The 16,368-nt window shown below is 32.8% G+C and carries 16 protein-coding genes; 8 read left to right on the forward strand and 8 right to left on the reverse strand.

Annotated elements, in window-relative coordinates:
* Positions 1-5: 5 nt before the first annotated feature.
* The gene (pyrE, locus tag RM542_RS14330; RefSeq protein WP_311386441.1) at positions 6-650 is read right to left on the reverse strand and encodes an orotate phosphoribosyltransferase; all 645 of its coding nucleotides are present in this window, start codon (positions 648-650) and stop codon (positions 6-8) included.
* Positions 651-657: 7 nt separating this feature from the next.
* Between pyrE and RM542_RS14335 the strand changes: the two genes are divergently transcribed.
* On the forward strand, positions 658-1,260 hold the full coding sequence (locus tag RM542_RS14335) for an NUDIX domain-containing protein (RefSeq protein WP_311386442.1): 603 nt from the start codon (positions 658-660) through the stop codon (positions 1,258-1,260).
* Here RM542_RS14335 and RM542_RS14340 read toward each other — a convergent pair.
* From RM542_RS14340 to RM542_RS14360, 5 genes are all read right to left on the reverse strand, one after another.
* The gene (locus tag RM542_RS14340; protein ID WP_311386443.1) at positions 1,243-3,015 is read right to left on the reverse strand and encodes a M14 family metallopeptidase; all 1,773 of its coding nucleotides are present in this window, start codon (positions 3,013-3,015) and stop codon (positions 1,243-1,245) included. The two genes, RM542_RS14335 and RM542_RS14340, sit on opposite strands and share 18 nt — an antisense overlap.
* A 68-nt stretch (positions 3,016-3,083) precedes the next feature.
* Positions 3,084-3,497: a response regulator gene (locus tag RM542_RS14345; RefSeq protein WP_311386444.1), complete on the reverse strand. Its 414-nt coding sequence runs from the start codon at positions 3,495-3,497 to the stop codon at positions 3,084-3,086.
* Positions 3,484-5,331 carry a PAS domain-containing protein gene (locus RM542_RS14350; RefSeq protein ID WP_311386445.1) on the reverse strand — a complete coding sequence of 616 codons (1,848 nt, stop codon included), beginning with the start codon at positions 5,329-5,331 and terminating at the stop codon, positions 3,484-3,486. Before RM542_RS14350 ends, RM542_RS14345 begins: the two co-directional genes overlap by 14 nt.
* A 174-nt stretch (positions 5,332-5,505) precedes the next feature.
* Positions 5,506-5,964 (reverse strand): pantetheine-phosphate adenylyltransferase, encoded by a 459-nt coding sequence (gene coaD, locus RM542_RS14355; protein WP_311386446.1) that lies wholly within the window; start codon positions 5,962-5,964, stop codon positions 5,506-5,508.
* A 26-nt stretch (positions 5,965-5,990) separates the two neighbouring features.
* Positions 5,991-6,977 (reverse strand): D-alanine--D-alanine ligase, encoded by a 987-nt coding sequence (locus tag RM542_RS14360; protein WP_311386447.1) that lies wholly within the window; start codon positions 6,975-6,977, stop codon positions 5,991-5,993.
* A gap of 75 nt (positions 6,978-7,052) precedes the next feature.
* Between RM542_RS14360 and RM542_RS14365 the strand changes: the two genes are divergently transcribed.
* From RM542_RS14365 to RM542_RS14395, 7 genes are all read left to right on the forward strand, one after another.
* Positions 7,053-7,643, forward strand: a complete 591-nt coding sequence (locus RM542_RS14365; protein WP_311386448.1) for a PASTA domain-containing protein — start codon at positions 7,053-7,055, stop codon at positions 7,641-7,643.
* Complete coding sequence (locus RM542_RS14370) at positions 7,643-8,668, forward strand: RluA family pseudouridine synthase (protein ID WP_311386449.1); 1,026 nt, start codon at positions 7,643-7,645, stop codon at positions 8,666-8,668. Before RM542_RS14365 ends, RM542_RS14370 begins: the two co-directional genes overlap by 1 nt.
* 95 nt (positions 8,669-8,763) lie before the next feature.
* Positions 8,764-9,525 (forward strand): peroxide stress protein YaaA, encoded by a 762-nt coding sequence (yaaA, locus tag RM542_RS14375; protein WP_311386450.1) that lies wholly within the window; start codon positions 8,764-8,766, stop codon positions 9,523-9,525.
* Positions 9,526-9,566: 41 nt separating this feature from the next.
* Positions 9,567-9,926, forward strand: a complete 360-nt coding sequence (locus RM542_RS14380) for a hypothetical protein (RefSeq protein ID WP_311386451.1) — start codon at positions 9,567-9,569, stop codon at positions 9,924-9,926.
* 229 nt (positions 9,927-10,155) lie between these two features.
* On the forward strand, positions 10,156-10,881 hold the full coding sequence (locus tag RM542_RS14385) for a hypothetical protein (protein ID WP_311386452.1): 726 nt from the start codon (positions 10,156-10,158) through the stop codon (positions 10,879-10,881).
* Positions 10,881-11,543: a uracil-DNA glycosylase family protein gene (locus RM542_RS14390; RefSeq protein WP_311386453.1), complete on the forward strand. Its 663-nt coding sequence runs from the start codon at positions 10,881-10,883 to the stop codon at positions 11,541-11,543. Before RM542_RS14385 ends, RM542_RS14390 begins: the two co-directional genes overlap by 1 nt.
* Before the next feature lie 138 nt (positions 11,544-11,681).
* Positions 11,682-14,228 (forward strand): phosphoenolpyruvate carboxylase, encoded by a 2,547-nt coding sequence (locus tag RM542_RS14395; protein WP_311386454.1) that lies wholly within the window; start codon positions 11,682-11,684, stop codon positions 14,226-14,228.
* Here the strand turns inward: RM542_RS14395 and RM542_RS14400 are convergent.
* A complete protein-coding gene (locus RM542_RS14400; RefSeq protein ID WP_311386455.1) occupies positions 14,225-14,656 on the reverse strand; it encodes a response regulator in 432 nt (143 codons plus the stop codon). The genes RM542_RS14395 and RM542_RS14400 overlap by 4 nt on opposite strands.
* A gap of 209 nt (positions 14,657-14,865) precedes the next feature.
* Positions 14,866-16,365: a M20/M25/M40 family metallo-hydrolase gene (locus RM542_RS14405; protein ID WP_311386456.1), complete on the reverse strand. Its 1,500-nt coding sequence runs from the start codon at positions 16,363-16,365 to the stop codon at positions 14,866-14,868.
* Positions 16,366-16,368 lie beyond the last annotated feature (3 nt).

Consider the following 16,368-nt stretch of genomic DNA (forward strand, 5'->3'; position numbering starts at 1 on the left):
ATTTACTATAATTTTTTCCATTGCTGAGGGGCTTTGCGCCACTGCAATAAGGTTTGTGATTGTTCTTCTTTAATATAATTTGTTGATGAAGCCTGATTAATAAGATGGTCGTAATTACTTAAGGTGTTTAATTGCACCTGAGCTTGTTCAAAGTTTTCTTCAGCAGTGTCAAATCCATATGAGAAAATGGCCAACATTCCTTTGACTTCTGCACCAACATTTTTTAAAGCGGTTACAGCATTTAAACTGCTTTTACCTGTACTTATTAAATCTTCAATAACGACAACTGTTTGGCCAGATTCTAAATGACCTTCGATTTGATTTTTTCTACCATGAGATTTTGGTTCAGGCCTAACATATATAAATGGTAAACCCATTGCCTCCGCTACTAAAATGCCAATCCCAATTGCTCCTGTAGCTACCCCAGCAATGATGTCTGGTTTACCGTACAAAGATTCTACTTGTTTCGCCATTTCTTCTCTTATGAAGTTACGAATGGCTGGATAAGATAAAATAATTCTATTATCACAATAAATTGGAGATTTCCATCCTGATGCCCATGTAAAAGGATTTTCAGGATTCAACTTTATTGCATTAACTTGCAGTAATAGCTCCGCTGTTTTATTGGCGCTGTTTTTGTCTAAAATCATTACGCAAATGTATAAAGTTTTTGTCAATGAGTCACCTTTGATTCTAACAAATGAAAAGCCCGTTAATACTACCGGGAATGTCTTTTTGTTGGATGATGATGCGATTAACTATGCAATTACCTCTTTGTCAAAAAAGTTGTTGACAGAGGCATATATCTATGACCCAGGGGATAACATTTTAGAAAAATTCAGTAGTAAGATTCCCATTGTAGTTGCCGCTGGAGGTTTAGTAAAAAACAAAAAAGGAAAGGTATTATTTATTTATAGAAATGATAAATGGGATTTGCCAAAAGGTAAACTTGATAAAGGTGAATCGATTGAAAAAGCCGCTATAAGAGAGGTAGAAGAGGAAACAGGAGTAAGCGGCCTTCAAATTGATAGGCATTTAAAAACTACGTATCATATTTTTAAACGAAATGGAAATTATAAACTTAAAAAAGTTTATTGGTTTGCAATGGAAACCAATTTTAAAGGAGACCTGATTCCTCAAGAAAATGAAGGAATTACAAAGGTTAAATGGAAGGGACCTAAAAAAATAAAAAAAGCACTTCACAACTCTTACATAAATATTAAACTTCTTTTCGAAGATGACTCAATCTACCAAGATTAATTCAGCGGTACTACCCTTTAAAATTCTGTAAATAGGGTATTGCATATGAGCAGATTCATAGAAAGCCGAATTTTTGAATATATAATCGAGTTGTGCATACCAATTTTCAGAAAATTCCTTATCCTTTTCTTTTTTGAGTAAAAAATCATCTCTAAGTGCTGGATTTTCATTTAATAATTCTAAAGCTGCATCTTCAAAAACGTAAGGCGAAAACCCTTCTTTTTGTTGTAATATGGTATCAAAAAAGTTCCAGTTAAAAAATGAATCTGGAGCTTGTGGTTCTAAAGTCTCAAGTAAATAACGAATTCCAATTTGGTTGGTTGGAACTATTATATCACCTCTAGTGAGATGTATATTTTGTTGACTTTTACTAATTGTGGTGTTGTAATGTAAATAATGCCCCTCATATGCGGACTTTCTAGTGCTATAGTTTGATATTTTGTATGATTCAAGATTTAATAAGGTGTCTTTATCTAATTCAAAATAATCAATCTGGTTTAGAGTTAAAAGGTCAAGTACTTTATGCCATGATTTTTTTACAACATAAGCTGCAGGTACTTCGACGGTGTCAATGGGAGTGAAATAATTAGCATACTTGGTTGCTTTTGTAAAAGGTCTGGTTTTGTCGTACTTAAGTCTTTTAAAACCTGTTACTTCACTAATGATAGTGTCAACCTCAAAACCTTTAAAATTCAGTGTTGTTGTCTTCGTAGTATCAATTTGCCAATTCAGATTATAGGAGTTAAGATTTATTGTTTTTTCTTCAACTTGTCTTCTTAAGTTCTTAATTTTTTCATGCTCTTTTTCGGCTATCAAAATCATTTGATTCATTAATTCATAAGTGCCTTCTACTCTTTTTTTATAAGGCTTTAGCATATGAGTCTCAACCATCATTCCAAGGGTATTCCAAAGTGTGGTATAGCCAGTTGAGTATCTTGGAGAATCCATGAATTGTGAGAAACCTGTTTCTGGTGGTCTATTAAAAACATTAACATAAGGAGTGATGTCCCAATTAGATGCTTCCAACTTGGTTTCTAGTTCAGGCATTAATTTAGTGTGTAAGTATTTACCTAAATCACCACCCAATTTATTGTGTTGTGTAAATAAATGTGTGAGTGTGTATTGATAATCTGCTCCATTACTGACATGGTTGTCAATGAAGATATCCGGTTTAACCAAATGAAAAATTTCAGTAAAACTACGAGCATTTTTACTATCAACTTTAATGAAATCTCTGTTCAGATCATAATTTTGAGCATTGCCTCTAAACCCATATGCACTTGGACCATTTTGATTAGCCCTAGTTGTGGAGTTTCTATTGAGCATGCCGCCAACGTTATAAACAGGAATTGTTACCACAACAACGTTTTTAGGGTGAGATATTTTTTTTTGAGCTAAATCACGAAATAGCATCATGGTGGCATCGATACCATCACTTTCACCCGGGTGAATACCATTATTAATTAATAATATCGTCTTGTCATCTCTTAACTTTTGATAGTTGAAGTCTCCCTCAGAATTAAAGGTCACTAGGTGTAAAGGCTGACCGCTATCAGTCTGACCAATTGTTTGTACATTAATCTCTGAAAAGTTTTTTGAAAGTTTAATATAAAAATCAATGACCTCGTCATACACAGCGGTATCAAAACCTTTTGAGGTTTCAAAAACAGTTTCAAAATTTGTGTTTTTTTGATTTACCTTAGTTTCACAAGAGGCTAGAAATAGAAGAGAGAGTAAGAAAACAAATATTCGCATCGGACTTTAGTCTAATAATCGTGCTATTATTTAAACACAATACATATCAAAAGTAGCGAATATTAGTATTAAGACGCCATGTGAATTTTTACAATATCTTCAACCCCAATTGATAAAACAGGTTTGTTTTTATATTCAAGCTGATGTTGGGTAATTTCTTTATACTCCAACCATCTTCTTCTGTCGCAAGGATCAATTGAAGAAGTAATAATATTTATTCTAATTTTTTTATCAATTGGAAGCTTAAGAAACTCATTCAAAAATTCCCATCCATCCATGATGGGCATGTTGATATCTAAAAAAATAACGTCTGGAAGTTCTTTTCCAAGTTCTATTTGATGCATTAAAGTGTTAATGGCTATTTTACCATTGTTAAATTCATATATGCTATCGCACTCCACAATTTTATTCAAGAGTTTTTTAATACCAAAAAGGGTAATGACATCATCATCAATTATATAAATAGAATTAGTCTTTATCATTAAAATATACGCTAAATGTTGAACCTTTATCTACTTCACTTGTGGCAACTATATTACCACCCATTGCTTCTATTTGATTCTTAACAAGGTAAAGCCCAATACCCCTGGCATCACTATTGTTATGAAATGTTTTATACATTCCAAATAGTTTTTTGCCGTATTTGTTTAAATCAATTCCCATCCCATTATCTTGAATGCTAAATAAAATAGTATTGTCTTCTAATTTACGTGCTGAAAGTATGATTCTTGGATCCCTTTCAGGGTGTTTGTATTTGACCGCATTAGTCATTAAGTTTAACACGATACTTTCTATATAGGCAGGTACAGCTTTTACTGTAATATCGTCAAGAATATGATTGGTAAGCTTTACTTTATTTTTATGTAAAAAAGCCGATAGACTTTGTTCAACCTTTGTTATTTGTTCGTTTAAACCAATGGGCTTCTTCTCAAGATTAACATTAGTACTAATATCAACCACTTCGTTTAAATTTTCAAGAGTATCCATTAAGTTAACAGAGGCATGAGAGAGCATATCCATGATTCTAGTTTTCTCTTCTTCTACTTTTTCATTAATTAAGAAATCCAATAACATCGAGAAATTGGCGGTATGGGATCTTAGGTTATGAGATACGATATGAGCAAAATTGATAAGTTTTTTATTTTGAATTGCCGTAACATTTATCAAATCACGTAACTGATCTTCTTTTTGAATTAATTCATTAATATCTAAACTAATGCCTATAATACCTTGACTTTGACCATGAATATCTAGCCATGGTAATTTTGAAGTCAAGAAAGAAGTAGATTTTCCATCTTTCTTTATATTCACAGTACGTTTGGCAATGATTGATTTTTTTGAATTCATCACATGCAAATCTTCATCTCTCGAAATTGTAGCTATTTCTTCACCATATAGATCTGCATCTGTCTTTCCAATAAGTTCTTTAGGGTTGGTTACGCCTAAATAATCGCATTCCGATTGATTTACCAGTACTTTTCTAGATTCGGTATCTTTTATGTATACATTTAAGGGTAAATTGTCAACTAAGGTGCGCAGTAATTGCTCGCTTTCTTTTGTTTTTATTTCGGCTTCTACTTGGGTCGAAATGTCTTGAAAAGTACCTATTAAACGGGTTACTTTACCTTCTTTATATAAGGGTTTACCTGCAGATACCACCCATTTTTCCTTTCCTTTTGGTGTTAGGATTTGTGATTTTATATTCCAAGATTCCCCTTTTTCAATACCATTATGAACTACCATGGCTACTGTATTTCGGTTATGTCCTCGTTTGTAAAAGTTTAGTGCCGATTCAAGATTGGGCTTAAAATCTTTAGCTACCCCAAGTATCTTTTTGGTCATTTCGGACCAAGTAACTTCTTCTGTAATTATATTATATTCCCAGGTCCCGACTTTCGAAATTTCAGATTGGTCTTTAAGCAGGTTTTCAAGCTTATCAAGTTTTAGTTCACTTGCTATACGATGGGTAACATCATCGGTTTGAATAATAGCTCCTACAATGTTTTCATTATCATCATACCATGGTGAATTTGACCATTCAAACCATTTTTCTTTGCCTGCATCATTTTTAGTGCTTTGAAGTCCTTGTTCCGTGTTTCCTTTAAAACAGCTTTCTATACTATCCTTCCATTCTTTATTATTATCTGTGAAAATTTCGAGAAGATGTTTACTTAAACTATTATGATATTCTAGATTAAAATATTCCATCCATTTATCAGAAGCGTAAACAATTTTAAAAGTAGTGTCAATAAATGCAGTTGCTGTAGGTAACTGTTTTATCAAAAAGCCGTGCGTGGTTAAAGTGTTAGTTTTCAAGATTTAGGTTTAAGATTTGGGGTTCTTAAATAAGTAATTTCTTACAAAAATATAAGTATATAACTATAAAATATAGTTTTTGTTGTGAACTAATAAAAAGATGTTGTAAGTGCCAAATTGGAAATTATACAGATGAGTTCAGTTAGTTATTGGTTATCTCAATAATTAAAAAAATCAAGGCATTATTTTTACGGTATCTGGTACTAGGCCTGTTACATCTCCACCATTTCTAATTACATCACGAACAATTGAAGAGCTTATATACGATTTGCCTGAAGAGGTAAGCAGAAAAACAGTTTCTATTTCAGATAACTTTCTATTGGTATGCGCAATGGCTTTTTCAAATTCAAAATCTCCCGGGTTTCGTAATCCTCTTAAAATAAATTCTGCTTTAATTTCTTTGCAAAAATCAACTGTTAGGCCTTGATAGGTCAAAACTTTTATTTTAGGTTCATCTATAAAAGCATTTTCGATAAATCTTTGACGTTCTTCTAAAGAAAACATGTATTTTTTATCTGAATTTATTCCGATAGCAATAATAAGTTCATCAAAAAGGGTAATACCTCTTTTTATGATATCATAATGACCTAAGGTTAAAGGATCAAACGAACCTGGAAAAATTGCTCTTCTCATGTAAAGAAATTGAATATTGCTTAAAATTAAGCATTAAAATTCTTTAGGGCTTCATCAATTGCACTTTCAAATAATTCTGATAAACTAATGCCAGCAGCTTGCGCTTGTTGAGGTAAGATACTTTCTTCCGTTAAGCCAGGTGTTGTATTCATTTCAAGCATAAAAGGTTCATCACCAATGAAAATAAATTCACTACGAGTATATCCTTCCATTTTTAAAACCTCATATACCTTTTTAGCAGTCTTTTCAGCATTTTGCCACTGAATATCAGTAATTCTTGCCGGGGTTATTTCTTGTGATTTGCCTTGGTATTTAGCTTCATAATCAAAAAAGTCATTATCGCTTACAATTTCTGTAATAGGCAGTACTTTGACTTTCCCTTGATAAGTAATTACTCCAACAGAAATTTCAGTGCCGTCTAAAAATGATTCTATAATAATTTCATCATCTTCATCAAATGCCTTGTTTATGGCGGCTTTTAGTTGTTCAGATTTATACACCTTTGAAATTCCAAAACTGCTGCCAGCCTTATTTGCCTTAACAAAACATGGAAGGCCCACTTTATCTATAATTTCATGCTCATTTACAGTATCTCCATAATTTAGAAAATAGGAAGTAGCACAATTTATTCCGTATGGCTTTATTGTACTTAAAAAGTCTCTTTTATTAAAAGTTAGTGCTGCTTGATAATAGGCACATGATGTTTGTGGTATCTGCATTAAACTAAAGTATGCCTGTAAAAGACCATCTTCACCAGGTGAACCGTGAATTGCGTTAAAAACACAATCAAAATGGATTCTCTCGTTTTGTAGTTTCAAAGAAAAATCGTTTTTATCTATTTCGTGTGCTACCTGATTTTCATCATTATAATACCATGATTCTTTAGTAACTACAATAGGATAGGTTATAAATCTATCATTGGATAAATGTTTGGTCACTACGGAACCGCTTTTTATGGAAATAGGAAATTCATTCGAATATCCTCCCATAATGATTGCGATGTTTTTCTTCATTGAAATTAAATATGCTAATGCCAAAGTAAAGAAAAAAGGGCTGTTTTTCTATATTTGCTTTGATAACAAATTCTCATGAAGAACTTTTTTAATTTTTTAAGGAGTAAAACTTTTTTAATTCAGCTTGGTCTTGCATTACTTGCAGTAGTGCTAATTTGCTTTGCAACCCTAAGATGGTTAAAAAGCACAACGAATCATGGAGAGTTTGTAGAAGTGCCTGATTTTTCAAAAATGTCGGTTCAAGATATGCGTAAAGTTGCCGAAGAAGCTGGCCTGCGTTATGAAGTATTAGATTCTACTAATTATAATCCTGATTTTCCAAGATTTTCTATTCTTGATCAGAACCCATCCCCGGGAACTAAGGTAAAGGATAATAGAAAAATTTATTTTACTGTTAACCCTTCCGGCTATAAAAAAGTTACCGTGCCCAATATTATTCAAGTAACTCAAAGAAATGCTTCATCAATGTTGCGAGCTGTTGGTCTAGATGTTCAGCGTGTAACTTATATAGAAGAACTTGGAAAAGATATGGTATATCGAATGAAGTATAAAGGCAAATACGTTAGCCCGGGTGATAAATTGCCTAAAACCTCTAAGGTTGAGCTTATTTGCGGTAATGGTAAAATACCTAATAGTGCTCGTATTCAAGCTGAATCTGATAATTAATGGATACTGCCGAGAATCAAGAGCTTTCACAAAATGACTTATTTGAACATTTTAAGTTTATAGCTTCAAAAGGGCAAGAACCGCTCCGTGTAGATAAATTTCTAATGAATTTTATTGAGAATGCCACTAGAAGTAAAATTCAAAAAGCTGCAAAAGATGGCAATATTTGGGTAAATAATACCATCGTAAGGCAGAATTATAAAGTAAAAGCAGGTGATGAGGTGAAAGTGCTTTTTGAGCATCCTCCGTATGAGTTTTTGCTCACTCCAGAGAATATTTCTTTAGATATTGTCTATGAAGATGAAGCCCTTCTCGTGGTAAATAAGCCTGCCGGTATGGTGGTTCATCCTGGTCATGGTAATTACTCAGGAACACTAATAAATGCCTTAACTTTTCATTTTGAGAACCTACCTAATAATAGTTCAAACCGGCCAGGTTTGGTGCATCGCATAGATAAAGATACCTCGGGTTTACTTGTAGTTGCTAAGACTGAAGTTGCCATGACATATCTAGCAAAACAGTTTTTTGAGAAGACTAGTGAGCGAGAATATATTGCTTTGGTGTGGGGCAATGTTGAGAATGATTCTGGTACTATTGAAGGTAATATTGCTCGACACCCAAAAAACCGTTTACAGATGACGGTTTTTCCTGAAGGAGATGAGGGTAAAGAAGCGGTAACGCATTACAAGGTAATTGAAAGACTTGGTTATGTCACTTTGGTTTCTTGTAAGTTAGAGACAGGTCGTACGCATCAAATTAGAGTGCATATGAAATATATTCGTCATACCCTTTTTAATGATGAACGCTATGGGGGCGATAAGATTCTCAAAGGAACCACTTTTACAAAATATAAGCAGTTTGTAGATAATGCGTTTAAAATTTTACCAAGACAAGCCTTACATGCAAAAACCTTAGGTTTTGAGCATCCTACAACAAAAGAGTTTATGAAGTTTAATTCTGAATTGCCGGAAGATATGATTCAGTGTATTGAAAAGTGGCGTAATTATTCTAAACAATCATCGTGATATCAATTTTTCCAATTCTTTGATTGATAACTTCCATTTGAACTCTTTACCATAATCAAGAATTTGGTTTTACTTTTGAGATAAATAATAAAACTATGAAGATTGTTGTTTCTCCTGCAAAGTCGCTTGATTTTGAAACTGAACTGCCAACTGCAAAATTTAGCCAGCCTGAATTCTTAGAGCAATCTGAAAAATTAAATAAAGTTTTATTAAAGAAAAAGCCTAAAGCATTATCGCAACTTATGTCTATTTCAGATAGTCTAGCGCAGCTGAATTGGCAACGTAATCAAGAATTTACTATACCTTTTACTAATGAAAATGCGCGACCGGCGGTATTCGCTTTCAATGGCGATGTATATCAAGGGTTAGATGCGTATTCATTTACTGAAGATAAATTAGAAGAACTTCAACGAAGCTTGCGAATTTTATCAGGACTTTATGGAGTGCTTAAGCCACTTGATTTAATGCAACCTTACCGTCTCGAAATGGGTACCAAGCTTAAAGTAGGGCGTAAAAAAAATCTTTATGAATTCTGGAAAAAGGATATCACAACATATTTGAACTCTGAGCTTGAAAAAGACGAGGTTTTTGTTAACCTGGCAAGTAATGAATATTTTGGTGCAATTGATGAAAAATCATTAAAGGTGCCAGTTATTACTCCAATTTTTAAAGATTGGAAGAATGATAAGTTAAAAATCATAAGTTTTTTTGCTAAAAAGGCAAGAGGCTCAATGGTCCGTTACATCATAGATAGTAAAGCGCAAAACCTACAAGATATTAAAGGTTTTAATTATGATGATTATGTTTTTAGTAAAGAGCATACTTTAAAAGAGCATCAACCTGTTTTCATTAGGTAGAATATTTTTACAGATGTGTCGTTATTTTTAAAAGGCACATCATGAAAAAAATAGTTTCTTTAATTGCAGTGGTTATCATATTCTTAAGTTGTGATGATAGAGATGATAACCTTACTTCGCCGAATATTAGAATAGCAAATAAGACTAATATTGAGTTTAATCTTGTTGAAGTAATAGCCGATAGTTTATTTTATGAAAATGTTGTTGCTGATGGTTTTTCAAGTTATTTGGCTTATGACGAAGCGTTTGAAGCCATGCCATTTACAATAGAAGCAGATTCAGCAGATTTTAGTTTTATTCCAGATAATCTTGATTTTGACCCTTTACCAATTGGCCTTTATACGTATGAAATTAGCATCACCGAAGAAGGTGAAATAGAACTAATTTTTAAGGTAGATTAATACTATTTAGATTTTTCTATTCTTATTTTTTCTTCGGTAATTTTCCGTTTCCTTAATTTACGTTTGCGTCTTGAACCATTTGATTTGTTGGTAACCTTACCTCTTTTACTTTTAAAGTCTCCCAGTTCCATAAATTCTTGCCCTAAAAGAAATAAAGCACTAAAATTTTTTAATGTTGGAAACTTATAGCAATATTAAGCAATTGATAAGTTTGTTCTATTTTTAAAAAATGTATTATTATTTCATTATCGCTTTACAGGGTTTTTGTATTTACCATTGTTATTCCAATAGAAACAATTATTACTGGTGGCTTGCAATTGTTTTTTTGCCGGTTGTAGGGTCATTGGCATATCTTTTTATGAATGTCATTCGTAAAAATGATTTTGAAAAAGCTCAAGAGACTTTGAAAACTGTAATAAATCCCTCTAAAAAAATTCTAGATCTTGAAAGAAAACTGAAATTTTCGAAAACTTTTGAAAATCAAGTTGCCCTGGCTGATGCCTACTTACTTGAAAGTAGATACGATTTGGCAATAGAAAACTATCAGGCTTCTTTGAGGGATGTTTTTAAAGATGATTTTTATGTGATAAGTAAGCTACAAGAGGCCTATTATTTCTCTTCTAGGTTTGAATCATCTATAACTTTTGCTGAACGAATAAAAAATAATACAGCTTTTAAAAAGTCAAGAGCGGCTTTTCTCTTTGGAATGGCACTTGAAAAAACCGAAAACATTAGGGAGGCTGAGGTTTGGTTAAAAACATTTGACGCTCCCTATAATTATTTTATGGAACGTCTGGAGTTGGCTCGGTTTTACTTGAGAAATGATAAAATACAAAATGCTAAGGCGGTTTATCAAGATATTAAGAATGAATCGGAAAATATGTCCAAACAAAGTTTTAAAATAAACAGAATCGTCATAAAAAAAGCAATTGAAGAACTATCTCAGCTTAACTAATGTTTATACACGAACATCCATATCCGCCATACCTTTTTAAAGGAGTTAAAAAACTTATTGTGGGTACCTTGCCGCCACCAAGATTTTCTAAAGGTCAGCTTAAAGAACGTGATGTTGATTTTTGCTATGGCAGTAGAGATGGTCAACTGTGGCCTATTTTGAATAAAATCTTTCAACTTAATTTAACCTTTGAAACAACTAAAGAAGCGATACAAGAACGCAAACAGTTTTTGCGGACGCAAAGAATAGGTATCTGTGATATCGTTGCTAGTGCGGAACGACAAAAAATAGACGCATCAGATTTGGGAATGACTAATGTTCAGCTACGAAATATCTTTACATATCTTGAAGAATTTCCTTCTGTTGAAACTTTACTTTTTACTGGTGGAAATAGTAAAAATGGACCCGAGTATTTTTTCAGAAAGTTGCTAAAAAATCATGAAGTAAATTATGAATTGGTTTCAAATGATGTACCTCGTATTCATCAATTTATTAATCCTAAGACTAAGAAAAAAATAAAAACGGTGTCATTAACGGCTCCTTCTGGTGCTGCCAACCGCGCTGTCGGGAGTTTGCAACTTTATAAAGATTTGAAAGATAAAAACCCAAACTTTAATACTTTCGATTTTAGAGTTCTACAATACAAAGAACATTTTTTGTAACTCATATACTGTTATTTTTTTTAGCAAACCCCATTAAATATGTGATTTGATGAAGATTTAATTTTTCATTTGGCTTTCTATAACGACCTTTGAGATATATAAAATAACCATTAGGCTATTTTCAACAAATTTATGTACATGCATCAATCAAAACGTTTAAAGGAGTTTAAAAAATCTGTTACTAATAAGTTTAATATTTACAACAGCTTATTTTTAAGTTTGCCATATGCCGACATGGAGAATGTAGGTATGTTGGTCCCTTTACTCTTTGAGCAATGTGAAAGGGGCTTAAAGGCAGGGAAAAAACCTCAAGATATTCTGGAAGCCTTCTTTCTAAATTTTACTGATTTTAGAACAGAAAGTGAACAGTTGGACTTTATGTTCCGTATTATTCAATACGTAGAACGTCAAGTCGTTTTGTATGATAGTGTAGAAGATGCTGCTTTCCCTAAATTACAGGAATATACTGGTTCTACTTCCATAAAAGATTATTTTCAATTAGTAGACCAAAGCAAGAATTGGGATCAAATCGCAAAACAGCTGTCCACCTTTAGCGCTCGTATTGTTTTAACGGCTCATCCAACACAGTTTTATACGCCAGCGGTATTAGATATCATATCAGAATTAAGAGCATTGATTGATAATAATAGAATTGATGATATAGATTTAACCATGCAACAACTAGGTCTTACATCATTAATAAATGCTAAAAAACCAACACCTCTTGATGAGGCAAAAAATATTATTTACATTTTACGAAATACGTATTACAATGCCGTGGGTCAATTGTTTCAATATGTAAAACGTCACACGAATCGTCCAGGTTTTGATAATTATGATATTTTAAAATTGGGATTTTGGCCAGGCGGTGATCGTGATGGAAATCCTTTTGTTACGGCTAAAATCACAAATGAGGTTGCTGATGAGCTTAGACTAACTTTAATGAAGTGTTATTACAATGATTTAAAAGTACTGCGCAAGAAACTCTCTTTTAAAAAATTACAAGACCCTTTAAACAGTTTAAATACCAAATTGTATAAGGCAATGTTTCAAGAGAACTACCTTGTGGGTTATCAAGAAATTATTGAAAGTTTGAATGAAGCCAGAGCGCTTCTTATTGAAAATTATCACTCTTTGTATTTAGATGATTTGAATCAACTCATTGATAAGGTTCATATTTTCAAAACACATTTTGCTAGTTTGGATATTAGACAAGACCATAGCAAACATTATTTAAGCGTTGAAACTATTTTAAAAGCGAATGATATTATTAACGAAAGTCTTGATGAACTAAGTCAAGAAGAATTGGTGAATTGGTTGTTGAAAAAAGATTTAAAACTGAAGGCGAAAGATTTTGAAGAGGGTATTGTTCGCGATACTATTGCTAATATTCAACAGCTTAAAGCTATACAAGAAAAGAATGGCGAAGACGGTTGCAACCGCTATATCATAAGTAATTCTGAAGATATTTTCTCAGTGCTATTTGTATTTGGTTTGTTCCGATGGAGCGGTTGGAAAACCGAAGAAATTACATTTGATATCATTCCGCTTTTTGAAACCATGAAAGGTATGGATGCTTCCGAAGAGGTTATGCAGTATCTTTTTGACGATAACACTTATAGGGCGCATTTAGAACGCAGACATAACGCGCATACTATTATGTTGGGTTTTTCTGATGGAACCAAAGATGGAGGGTATTTAAAAGCGAACTGGTCAATATTAAAGACCAAAGAGACTTTGAGTAAGGTTTGTAAAAAGAACGGAATAAAAGCTAAGTTTTTTGATGGTAGGGGAGGACCTCCAGCAAGAGGCGGTGGAAAAACCCATCGCTTTTATGCTGCACAAACAAAAGATGTGGCTAATCATGAAATTCAATTAACCATTCAAGGACAGACCATAACTAGTACTTATGGCACAAAAGAACAGTTTATTCATAATGCTGAGCAACTATTAACGGCTGGTTTAAGTAATAACTTATTTGGCAAAGAACATGTTATTTCAAGAGAACAGCGAAAACTAATAGAAGAACTTTCTGAACTAAGTTTTGAAAAATATGATGCCTTAAAAAATCATGACAAATTTATGCCTTATCTAGAGCATAGAAGTACCCTAAAATATTATTCAAATGCCAATATAGGCAGTAGACCAGGTAAAAGAGGGAATAAGAGTAAGTTGACATTGTCAGATTTACGGGCGATATCTTTTGTAGGCTCTTGGAGCCAACTAAAGCAGAACGTTCCAGGTTATTTTGGTCTAGGTAGTGCTATTCAAAAATTCAAGGATGAGGGAAGACTTAATGAAGTGAAAAAACTGTATAAAGAAGTGCCTTTTTTCAGAGCTTTAATGCACAATAGTATGATGTCGTTAGCTAAAACTAATTTTAATTTAACAAGTTATATGAAAGAAGATGAAGAATTCGGAGCTTTTTGGCAGGTTCTTCATAGTGAGTATAAACTTTCAGAAAAAATGCTTTTACAAATATCAGGTCATAAAATTTTAATGGAAGACGAAGCAGTGTCAAGAGAATCCGTTAAAATAAGAGAGAAAATTGTTTTACCTCTTTTGGTAATTCAGCAGAATGCTTTATATCATATCACACAAAATTCTGCACATAAAGCACTTTATGAAAAGATAGTGACACGTTCTTTATATGGAAATATAAATGCGAGTAGGAATTCGGCTTAGGTTAAACTAAAATTAGAAAGAGAATCAATACACAAATAATCTTTATTACTTCTAATTGAAGATTGTTCTCCTTTTAATTGATTAATTACCTTGACGACAGACTTTTCAAAACGAGGTTTTTGAATTGGTTTGGTAATAAAATCATTAATTCCATAATCAAAAGCCTTAACCGCAAATCTTGGCCAAGTGGAGTTCATGATAATCGCGCAGTTTAAATTGACACTATCTAACAATTCAAAAGCATCAATATCATCCATTAGGACGTCAAGAAAAAGAATATCAGCTTTTTTATCTACTACAGCACGCAATCCTTCATACGGATTCCCATAAGAACCGATATGCTCAAGGGCAACGTGATTTTTAACCAAAAAGGTGGTCGCTAGGCGTTGAATTGACGAATCATCAATTACGATGGTTGTGTATTTCATGCTAAAGTAAAATTTGGTTTAGCAAAAGTAAGACGCATAAAGAGCAGTACCAGTGAAAATAGGGTGAGATGAATTTTTATTCGTTGAGGCGTATCTATTGTAAGAAAGGCCTTTACAGTTATTTTTTTAAATCGATGATTTTGGCAGTTAATAGATAATAAACACCATTGTTAGTATATTAAAACATACTTTCAAGCTCATTTATAATTTTAAAGGGTAGAAGTTAAAATTGAATAAAATGTATTTATGCCGTAAGCCAATTGTCCAATCTTTAAATTTTCATTTGGACTATGTTGATTATTATCAGCGTTCACCATAGGTATGATAAATGCCGGTATTTTTAATTCATTTATAAAAGGTGAAATGGGTACTGTACCTCCCATGATTCTGATTTGAACAACATCATCATTAAAAGATTCTTTCATAGTTTTTACTAGGAAGTTCCCATATGGGTTATTCAAATCAGTACGAAAAGCATTGGTAACACTACTTTCAGTTATCGTTATTATGTTATCAAATTTTAATCTTTCTTCTTTAGTAGGCACATGGTCTAGCACTTTATAACCCTGTTTCGTAATATGTTGTTTCACTAGGGTTTTTAATCGATTTCCATCAGTTTCTGGTACTAATCTTAAATCTAATTCGGCAGTTGCACTCTCAGGAACTATTGTTCTTGCCTCTTTGCCAATCCAACCAGAGCCTAATCCACGAATATTTAGACTGGGATATTGCAATGCCTCTTGATAAAAATCACCTACTTTTTCAGCTGTTTTAAATTGTTGTTTTTCGGCAATTGCAACATCAGAATCAGGCACGCTTTTTAAAACTTCAATTGTAGTGGAGTCTAAAGTGATGCCATCATAATACCCAGGTATGATAACTTTACCTTCTTTATTTTTCATAGTTGCTAATAAATGCGCTAATTGAAAACCGGGGTTGGGAGCATAGTTACCATAATGTCCGCTATGCTGAGGTTTAACTGGACCATAGGTGATTAAAGACAGGGTAGTAATGCCACGACAACCGTAAACTAAAGTTGGTTTTCCTGAAGAATGAACAGGTCCATCGTTGATAATCAAAAAATCAGCCTCTAATAATTCTCGATATACTTTTACTGCGTTTGGTAATGGTTTACTGCTCTTTTCTTCTTCGCTATCCAAAATTACCTTTATGTTAAATGGTATTTTTTTGCCATTCTTTTTGATAAGGTCTATTGCATTTAAAAACATTACGATTGGGCCTTTGTCATCAGAGGTTGATCTACCAAATAAACGCCAATCATAAGGTATGTCTTCTAGCATATCATCAAATGAATGCGTTTTCCAACCATCACCCTCAGGGGCCTTTAAAACCATTTTATATGGATTAGGTTGATTCCATTTACTTCGGTCTACAGATTGACCATCAAAATGCATATAAAACAAAATAGTTGGTTTATTATCTTCAATAGGCAAGGCGGCAAAAAATAATGGATGATTATCGGTTTCTAATTCTGTTGTATTAAAACCGCGTTCATTGAACTTTTTCTTTAACCAAAAAATATTATCATCAATATCATCGCCATTTAAGGCATCATTTGGTATTGCTACGAAATCACCAAGTTCTTTTATTGCTTTGGCCACTTGTGATTTAATAGCTGTAGAATCATTTATTTGACTGAAAGAATGAAAACTTAAAAGAATAAAAAGGATACTGAAAATGCGCTTCATCTA

The sequence above is a fragment of the Croceitalea sp. P059 genome, assembly GCF_031846365.1.
In the GTDB taxonomy this organism is placed as follows: domain Bacteria; phylum Bacteroidota; class Bacteroidia; order Flavobacteriales; family Flavobacteriaceae; genus Croceitalea; species Croceitalea vernalis.

What these genes read in the sequence shown, in the direction of transcription:
- RM542_RS14385 (WP_311386452.1), top strand. Translation starts at nt 10,156, where the DNA reads ATGTATTATTATTTCATTATCGCTTTACAGGGTTTTTGTATTTACCAT.
- RM542_RS14335 (WP_311386442.1), top strand. Translation starts at nt 658, where the DNA reads ATGTATAAAGTTTTTGTCAATGAGTCACCTTTGATTCTAACAAATGAA.
- pyrE (WP_311386441.1), bottom strand. Translation starts at nt 650, where the DNA reads ATGATTTTAGACAAAAACAGCGCCAATAAAACAGCGGAGCTATTACTG.
- RM542_RS14340 (WP_311386443.1), bottom strand. Translation starts at nt 3,015, where the DNA reads ATGCGAATATTTGTTTTCTTACTCTCTCTTCTATTTCTAGCCTCTTGT.
- yaaA (WP_311386450.1), top strand. Translation starts at nt 8,764, where the DNA reads ATGAAGATTGTTGTTTCTCCTGCAAAGTCGCTTGATTTTGAAACTGAA.
- RM542_RS14365 (WP_311386448.1), top strand. Translation starts at nt 7,053, where the DNA reads ATGAAGAACTTTTTTAATTTTTTAAGGAGTAAAACTTTTTTAATTCAG.
- RM542_RS14390 (WP_311386453.1), top strand. Translation starts at nt 10,881, where the DNA reads ATGTTTATACACGAACATCCATATCCGCCATACCTTTTTAAAGGAGTT.
- coaD (WP_311386446.1), bottom strand. Translation starts at nt 5,964, where the DNA reads ATGAGAAGAGCAATTTTTCCAGGTTCGTTTGATCCTTTAACCTTAGGT.
- RM542_RS14395 (WP_311386454.1), top strand. Translation starts at nt 11,682, where the DNA reads ATGCATCAATCAAAACGTTTAAAGGAGTTTAAAAAATCTGTTACTAAT.
- RM542_RS14370 (WP_311386449.1), top strand. Translation starts at nt 7,643, where the DNA reads ATGGATACTGCCGAGAATCAAGAGCTTTCACAAAATGACTTATTTGAA.
- RM542_RS14360 (WP_311386447.1), bottom strand. Translation starts at nt 6,977, where the DNA reads ATGAAGAAAAACATCGCAATCATTATGGGAGGATATTCGAATGAATTT.
- RM542_RS14380 (WP_311386451.1), top strand. Translation starts at nt 9,567, where the DNA reads ATGAAAAAAATAGTTTCTTTAATTGCAGTGGTTATCATATTCTTAAGT.
- RM542_RS14345 (WP_311386444.1), bottom strand. Translation starts at nt 3,497, where the DNA reads ATGATAAAGACTAATTCTATTTATATAATTGATGATGATGTCATTACC.
- RM542_RS14405 (WP_311386456.1), bottom strand. Translation starts at nt 16,365, where the DNA reads ATGAAGCGCATTTTCAGTATCCTTTTTATTCTTTTAAGTTTTCATTCT.
- RM542_RS14400 (WP_311386455.1), bottom strand. Translation starts at nt 14,656, where the DNA reads ATGAAATACACAACCATCGTAATTGATGATTCGTCAATTCAACGCCTA.